At 36.9% G+C, this 8,622-nt stretch carries 5 protein-coding genes; 4 read left to right on the plus strand and 1 reads right to left on the minus strand.

Annotated elements, in window-relative coordinates:
• Nucleotides 1-7: 7 nt before the first annotated feature.
• Nucleotides 8-1,147 carry a LysM peptidoglycan-binding domain-containing protein gene (locus I2F17_RS08350; protein ID WP_211139572.1) on the minus strand — a complete coding sequence of 380 codons (1,140 nt, stop codon included), beginning with the start codon at nt 1,145-1,147 and terminating at the stop codon, nt 8-10.
• A 118-nt stretch (nt 1,148-1,265) separates the two neighbouring features.
• Between I2F17_RS08350 and def the strand changes: the two genes are divergently transcribed.
• The 4 genes from def to I2F17_RS08370 all read left to right on the plus strand — a co-directional run bounded on the left by def (nt 1,266) and on the right by I2F17_RS08370 (nt 8,171).
• Nucleotides 1,266-1,793 (plus strand): peptide deformylase, encoded by a 528-nt coding sequence (def, locus tag I2F17_RS08355; protein ID WP_196423967.1) that lies wholly within the window; start codon nt 1,266-1,268, stop codon nt 1,791-1,793.
• 294 nt (nt 1,794-2,087) lie between these two features.
• Nucleotides 2,088-2,774, plus strand: coding sequence for a TonB family protein (locus I2F17_RS12695; protein ID WP_211139573.1), 687 nt, complete (start codon nt 2,088-2,090; stop codon nt 2,772-2,774).
• 38 nt (nt 2,775-2,812) lie between these two features.
• Nucleotides 2,813-5,326: a TonB-dependent receptor plug domain-containing protein gene (locus I2F17_RS08365; protein WP_211139574.1), complete on the plus strand. Its 2,514-nt coding sequence runs from the start codon at nt 2,813-2,815 to the stop codon at nt 5,324-5,326.
• 82 nt (nt 5,327-5,408) lie between these two features.
• Entirely contained in the window at nt 5,409-8,171 is a 2,763-nt protein-coding gene (locus I2F17_RS08370; RefSeq protein WP_211139575.1) for a M16 family metallopeptidase, read from the plus strand.
• The last annotated feature ends 451 nt before the right edge of the window (nt 8,172-8,622 follow it).

An 8,622-nucleotide genomic window follows, 5' to 3' on the forward strand; every position in this document is an offset into this window, starting at 1 on the left:
TTACTAATTACTCAGGAGCTTGTATTTTAGCACCTAATTGAATAGGAATACGGCTCTTTAAAACGTAACCATAGCTAATATGATTGAATGTTCTAAAGACCATAAGTTCACCTATGGTTTCGGTAGGGAGCTGTTGATGAATGTTTAGATCACGACTAATGACTGCAGTTTGAGTAATATTAAACACTTGTCCTACTTCAACGCCTTGATCACTGCCTTGATCGATCGTCACAATACTGTGTTTTGCTGCATCACCGATACTACCTGCCACTCGAATAATACGACCACTGCTAATTAAGGCTGGTGTTGGTGTGAAAGTCGTGAGTAAACTGTTGTTTTGCTCGGGTAAAACCAGATCTTTTTGTTTGACTTCTTCGTTATAGGTTTTAGTCAACTCTAAGGTTGCAATATCTTGCTGAATATCTGTCACTACGCCTGAAGCTGTTTGAATAAGCTCGGTGCCAGCATTGATTGTTTTTTTATCGTCACGATGAAGAATATACGGTTGCGTGGTTTTATATACTGCATAACGCTGACCGATATTGAGCCCTTGACCAGAAACATAGACTTTTTGTCCAAGCGCAGAAGACAGGCGTCCATTTTCAGACCCTATAATATAGGGGGTGTGTTTTATCGATTCTGCAGAAACGATATTGGCACGATTTAGCCAGACTTGAATATCTTTTAATGGAATAAGAGGAATTGCATCAGATAACGCTTGTACGCGCACTCTTGGTAATATTTCGGTGGTTTTTAAACCTGCTGCACGAGAAACGATACCGCTACAGCCATCACCTTCGTCTTTGCCAATCAGTGTATTGTTTTGATCTTTACAAATGAGCAAGCGGTCATTGGGATAAATTAAATTTGGATTTTTAATATGACTATTTTTAACCCAGATTTGTGGCCATAACCAAGGTTTTTGTAAAAACAACCCTGAAATATGCCAAAGCGTATCGCCTTTTTTTACCACATATACATTCGGTGCTGTTGAATTTAGATGGACAGGTGCTGCTGTAACATGTGATGCCACGAACACACTTCCCAAAACTAAAGATGAAACAAGTGCTTTTGCAGTCATCTGTTGAATCAGCTGTTTCTTTTTATACTGAAAAACTGCCCCAATATGATCAAAATTTTTTTTCATCTGTGTAATGCTCAAAACGATAGTGGTGAGATTCAGTTATAATAGCTAAAATTGTGGTTAATATTCTAGCAAGAAACGATTTTATCGTAATGATTTATGCAAATTTTAAGGAGGGCACATGGCCTTACTACCAATTCTTAGCTTTCCTGACCCACGTCTACGCATAATTGCTAAGCCAGTAGAGCAAGTAACAGCAGAAATCCGTACCTTAGCACAAGATATGTTCGATACGATGTACGATGCGCCAGGTATTGGTTTAGCTGCAACACAAATTGATCAGCATATCCAGCTTATTGTAATGGATTTATCTGAAAATAAAGACCAACCGATGGTTTTTATTAATCCTAAAGTGACTCCTTTGACGGATGAAATGCAACAGTATGAGGAAGGCTGTTTGTCTATTCCTCAAGTCTATGACAAAGTTGAACGACCTGCTCGAGTACGTATAGAGTACACTGACTTAGAAGGACAACATATTGATACTGAAGCAGATGGACTACTGGCCGTGTGTATTCAACATGAAATGGACCATTTAAACGGAAAACTTTTTGTTGATTACTTGTCGCCATTGAAGCGTCAGCGTGCTCGTGAAAAGGTTGAAAAGTACGTTCGTCAATGTGAAAAAAAGAGTAATACGAAAACTTAGTGAATGTATATAATTTCTGAGGCTTCTAATATGTATATATTAGGTGCCTCAAGTCATGAATAAAAAATACACCTGAAGATGAATATTGATTGATTTATTAAATAGTAATCATTAACATTACGTTTTTTATTACAGTAATGTTTCAATTTGAGTATTCAGCAGAAATTTCACGCCATATTATATTTTGCAATATTTCTGATTTGCCTGATTACTCATTTATTTTTCATATACTTAATATTTAATGAAAGTGTTTTCTTTGCTAAAACAAAGCAAGCGACCGCTTTAAAAAATACTGTGCAAGGGGCAAATCCTATACATGTTCGTTGGCAGCGTTCAACGGAAATATTGTCTAAAGAAAACCGACCAAAACCAATTCAGCAAAAGAGGGTTCAGTCACAACAGCACACTGTTGATCAAAGACATTCTGTTATAGCAACACAAGTGAGTCCACGAGTGACTGCACGTGTAGACAATAAACACATAGACTCATCATCTGAAAATCCAACAAATCCAACAAATCCAACAAATCCAACAATAGAAAAACATATTACGTCGTTTAATGAGATGCCTGTGTCGGTACCACAACATTCATTAGAAAAAGAAAAGCGAGTATCAGTTTCACCATCTATAGATGAAACATCAGAACAGGTGCAAGCAGTCGAAAAAACGATGCAATCTACAGCAACGCCTTCTCGTGATGTACAAATTAGTGATGTACAAATTATCAGTCGTCAAGTCAGTTATCCAAGTCGTGCACGTGCCTTAGGGGTTGAAGGACGAGTAAAAGTAAAATTTGATATTTCAAATCGAGGCACAGTTAAAAATATTCAGATTCTTGAAGAGGCACCCAAAGGCCTTTTTGTAAATGATCTTGTGCAAGAAATGGCACGTTGGCGATATCACGTTACACAGGGTGTAACAGATCAAATGGTTCATATTGTCTTTCGTTTAGATGGGCGAGTTGTGGTTGAAAATCCATAGATAATTATTTTTTGTCAGTAGGGGAAGTGAAAATACTCATGAATAGAAGCGTATATACCTTTTTAGTTTTTGGTGCATTAGTAAATGCTGCATACGCTGAAGAAAAAGCACTAGTATCAGATGAAGACACTATTGTGGTTCGATCTACACCCACCAGTCAAAGTATGGGTACACAAATCATTACTGCAACACAAATTGCAAAAATGCCAACACGTAACGGTTCTATTACTGAATTGCTTAAAAACAATCCCAATGTACAGTTTTCAAATCAATCAGATAATAGTAATACTCCCGGTGAATTACAGCCTGAAAATGTATCATTTCATGGTGAGAAATTTTATCAAAATAGTTATTTGATTGATGGCTTATCTAATAATAATACCATTAATCCCGGTGCAAATAATGGTGAGTTATCCAATAGCCCCGATGGTTATTCACCAACAGATTTACCTGCAGGTGGTACACAAAGTTTTTGGATTAATGCTGAGTTGATTGCTTCAGCAGAAGTGTTTGATTCTAATATTTCTGCTAAATATGGTGGTTTTACTGGTGGTGTAGTCGATGCAAAGTTAAAAGATCCAGATTTAAATAAACCATCAGGCCGTATCTCTTTTCGTACCACTAACCATCATTTAACAGAATATCATGTTGATGATCGTATTCATGAAGCATTTGAGCAAGCAACGAGCTTAACGTATCAACCTCAATTTACTAAAAAGTTTTATACAGCAACGATTAACCAACCCCTATCCGATCAAGCAGGTATTATTTTTTCATATAACCGACAAGAGTCGGATATTCCTTTTTACCATAGTGTGTTGGGGAAATGGGAAGATCAAAATAGAAAGTCTGAAAACTTTTTACTTAAAGGAAGTTATTTGTTAGCAAATGGCGATACTTTACGTGCTACAGCAATGTATTCACCTCACGAGTCAACATATCCAAAAAAAGATGTTGAAGACGGTGCATTTACCAATACAGGAGGAGGGTATCGCTTTAACTTAGAGTGGAATCATTTAGCACAGTGGGGCAAAGTAACGAGTCTGATTGGGTATCAGTTTGAAGAAAACGATATTCAACATGAATCAGACTACTATGCTAGTTGGTACAATCGTTACCAAAATACAAACTCTAAAAGCATTTCTTGGAACTCAACAGGATCAGCATCGACAGCAACACGTCTAGGATATTATGGGGGGTCTGGTCATTTTGCCACTGAAAAAAGTAGCTTAACTGCAAAACAAGATTATGAGCTAAAGCCAATACAGTGGGGACAGACACAACATCAAATTGATCTAGGTTGGAACATAGACAACTACAGTGCCCGTTATCAAAGGTTTGGCGATGTGATTTCAAGTCGTGGAACATCCACATGGAGTACGGCAACTGTTTGTCAAGCAGGCGATGTACTGTGTTTAGAGGGTGAACAATATTTTAAAAACCGTACTTTGTACCCTGCACGTGTAGTTAAAGGCAACTACACCAATATTGCAGCATATTTACAAGACAGTATGCGATGGAATAATTTCGAAGTTACAGCAGGTATGCGGTTATCTTATGATGATTATTTAAGTAACTTAAATATATCGCCTAGATTATCGGGTTCTTTCGATGTATTTGGTGATCACAAAACGCGATTATTTGCAGGTGCAAACCGTTATCATGCCCAAAGCTTATTGGCTTATAAACTTCGTCAAGGAATCAGTGAGTACTACGTGCAAAGTCGTACAAATGCAAGTAGTGCATGGACGACAGGCACCTTGACTAAAGCATCATATGATTATGATATTTCAACCTTAAAAACGCCATATAGTGATGAGTTAAATCTGGGTATTTCACAGCGTATAGCAGATACGGTATGGACTTTAAAATATGTTAACCGCCAAGGTCGAGATCAGTTTGGGCGCAATAATGCAACAGCCGCTGATGGGCAAAAATATTATTACCTGTCTAACGAAGGTAAAACGAAAGGTAATACAGTATCACTAAACATTGAACCAATCAGCCCGTATGCTTTTAAATATATTGACTTAACATGGTCATTTAATGCCAGTTACAGCAACAATAAATCTAGCTCACAAACTTATTATGATGTCAGTAACACCGATGAAAACATGGTGGTATTTGACAATAAGCTGATGCAACGTGGTGACATGGATGCCCTTGATTATAGTACGCCGTGGAAAGCATATTTTAATGTAGATATGACTGTACCACGCTGGAACTTCAATTGGACACAGCGTTTAGGTTACACCTCGGGTTATAAATCATATTCAACATCAACACTCATTTGTGATGGTACAGGTCTTTGTGGTAACTACGTTGGAAATGCAACGCTGTATACACCTGTAAAATATAAAAATTATGTATCTTACGATTGGCGTTTTAGTTATACCAAACCAATGTTTAAAACTCAAAGTCTAGAGCTGACAGTAGATGTAATGAATGTATTTAACACTGCCATAGAAAGCTCTAAATCAACCACATTAAGCAGTGCAATAACCTATAAAACAGGCCGTCAAATATGGCTTGGCGCTGCTTGGAACTGGTAAATAATTGAACCGTCATAAAAGTCGATGAAGATCGTAATTGCATCGGCTTTTATATGTAATGACTGATATATAGAGAATGAATATGTTGAAATACCTTCCTTGCATGACAGTTCTTGTTGTGCTCTTAACCCCTGTGTTTGGTCATTCAGAAATACTAAGCCCGATGCCAAAAATGACTTATGGCACATTAGATAACGGACTTCAGTACACGATCGTACCACTTGCAGGCCAAGGAAATCGTATAGATATACGTTTACTGGTTAATGCAGGCGCACTTGAACAAACTTTAGAGCAAGATGGTGTGGCGCATATGGTTGAACATATGGTATTTCATCACAGTAAAGAGCTTAACCAAGGTGTAGGGCATTACTTACAACAACAAGGGTGGCAAAGAGGTAAACATTATAATGCCGTCACGAATCATGAGCGCACCATGTTTATGATGAGTCCGCCAGATGGTAAAAAATCTTTAGACGTAAGCTTAAAAGCATTAAGTCAAATGGCCTATGCGAGTCAATTTAATCAAATTGAATTAGATCAAGAACGTCCAATTATTCTTGAAGAATGGCGTGGGAAATTAGGTGTTGCTGATCGTATGAATGAGCAACGTTTGCAAGCGATTCGAAAAGATGCCTTATATACTCAGCGTTCGGTAGCTGGTACAGAGCAATCTATCCAAACCATGCCATTATCGCAATTACAGACATTTTATCGAACATGGTATGTACCACAAAATATGCAAATTTTAGTTATTGGTGATGTCGATAGCCAGCATACAAAAAATCAAATTCAAAAATATTTTAGTGCGCTACCACCAACAAATATTCCTCAAAAAGAAAATTATGATGTTGCGTTAAAAAACCAACTCAGAGTGGTGCAATTACAAGACAGTGAAAGCGGGAGTAGTCAAATTTCATATATCTATCGTTTTGCAGATCATTTGGCAAAACAAAATAGCCTTCAAGGGTTAAGACAACGTTTATTACAGCAAATAGCTCTAGAAGCTTTAACACAACAAATCAAACAACAGTCAAAAACTGGCCTTGATCCAATTAGCCATTTGGTTGTACGTAAATCAGATATTGGGCCAAATAGTTTTGCAGTCGGTATTTTTGCAGATGTTGTGCCAGGAGGGCATCAAGAGGCATTGCCAATATTACTTGAAGAAATTTCACGATTACAGCAAAATCCATTATCAAACACACTTGTTACGCGTATTAAAAAGAACATACAAAATACAGCAGAGCAAATGATCCAAGCACCAGAACAACGAGAGTTTTCTGATTGGGTGCGAAAAATTGTTCCAGTATGGCAACAAAATCAAAATTATTTAGGCAGTGTCTATATTGGACAACAAGCACTACAACTTCTTCCAAGTATCAGTTACGACGACGTTAATCAGCAAGTGAATGATTGGTTAAACTCAACAGACCAATTAATACAGTACAGTGTACCGGGAATGACGAAAATTAATTTACCTCGTGCAAGCGATATTTTAGCACTTCAGCAGAAATACAAACATACACCACTTATGCTTAAAATATCAAAAGATATTGAAACACCGCAACTTTCTATCAAGAAAAATGTCGGAAAAATAAGTGAAAAACACATCAAATCGACATCTAGTCAAGAATGGAAACTTAGTAATGGCGACCGAATAGTTTGGCTAAAAACAGAACTGGCCAAAGATAAAATCTACTTTACAGCACAAGCAGATGCAGGTTTTTTGCGTCAAGATTTAAATGCATGGCAAGCACAAATTGCGTCACAGTTACTGTCACAAACAGGACCTGAACAATGGCAACAAGAACAGCTTCAGGCATGGAAGAAACAGAACAATGTTCAATTCTCAATTGAACAACAGCCACAAAAATTAGTTTTTTCAGGACAAGCATCAGAAAATAACATTACGCCACTGTTGCAGTTGTATGCTGCGACACAACAGCAGATAACTTTTAACACACATGTTTTAGCATCAGGCACGAGCATGCTTATGCGTAAAAAAGCATTAGAACAAACCTCCATTTCAGCCATAAAAAGTAAAGACATACAGCAACTAAGATTTAATCAAAAAAATATAGAGCCAAGTTTGGAGGATCTCAAAAAACTGCAACCCAATGTATTAACACAGCAATGGAATAAAATACGAACCACACCCGTCACATTTTACATATTAAGTGCAAGAGAACCTGAAGCATATCAACTCGACATAGAGCAATATCTTGCTGGCATTACACGACAAACATATATTGCACCCACCTCATATGTACAACAACAACCTGGCGTACTGAAAAAAGTAGCTGCAATTAATATTGAGCCTAGAGCTGAAGTCAGAGCGTGGAGTCAAAAGCAGTATATTTGGACCCCAGAAATTGCAATGCAGGTAAGCATCGTGAGAAATTTGGCAGAAAAATACCTGAAACACACATTAAGAGATCAAATACAGGGTATTTATCGTATGAAAATCAACAGTGAATTAGACGATACAAATAACCTGATCAAAACAGAAATTAGTTTTACTACTGCACCTCAGCGCACAGAGGAGCTTTGGAAGCAGACATTACTTACTTTAAATCAACTTTCAGATTTAATCACTCAAGAAGATATTCAAGAGCAAAAAAAATATTTTCAAGACAGTGAAAAAAATAAAGCACTTGATATTAATACACTACAACGAAGATTAATTTTGAGTGATCAACACTATAAAAATAGCAACTACTTAGAACAAGCAGGTCAACTTAGTCAACACATTGATGAAAACACGATTCGCCATTTAGCAAAACAAATTTTTGATCCTCAAAACTATGCGCTGTACATCACTACACCTCCAATAGATGTAAATTAAGCTCATAATGATCAAATAAACCTAAATAACGGTTTTTTTGCCCTCATTAAGAAAAAAAGGCGTTATTTAAGGGATTATTGTTTGAATAACGTTCGTTTGCAGACTAATTTTAAAAAAAGCATTATTTAGGGGTTGCAAAGGCTAGGGGATTATATATAATGCGTATCCATCGGCGGTGCTGTTGAGAGAAACTTCTTGATAAACAATAGCTTAGTTGATTAATTTAGGGTTTTGACTTTAAATTGATTGGTTGGGGTTGAGTTAAGTAGTTTAAAAAAACTTTCAAAAAGCATTTGACAAACTTTGGAAACGGAGTAGAATGGCCGACCTAGCTTACTGATGACGAATCAGTTAGAAGATCATTAATAGAATTGAAGAACAACTTGTGTGGATTTTTACTGAGTTATCACTGATATGAAATACATATCATTGAAATGACTAGTAGAAATTT

Source organism: Acinetobacter baretiae (assembly GCF_015627105.1).
Taxonomy (GTDB): domain Bacteria; phylum Pseudomonadota; class Gammaproteobacteria; order Pseudomonadales; family Moraxellaceae; genus Acinetobacter; species Acinetobacter baretiae.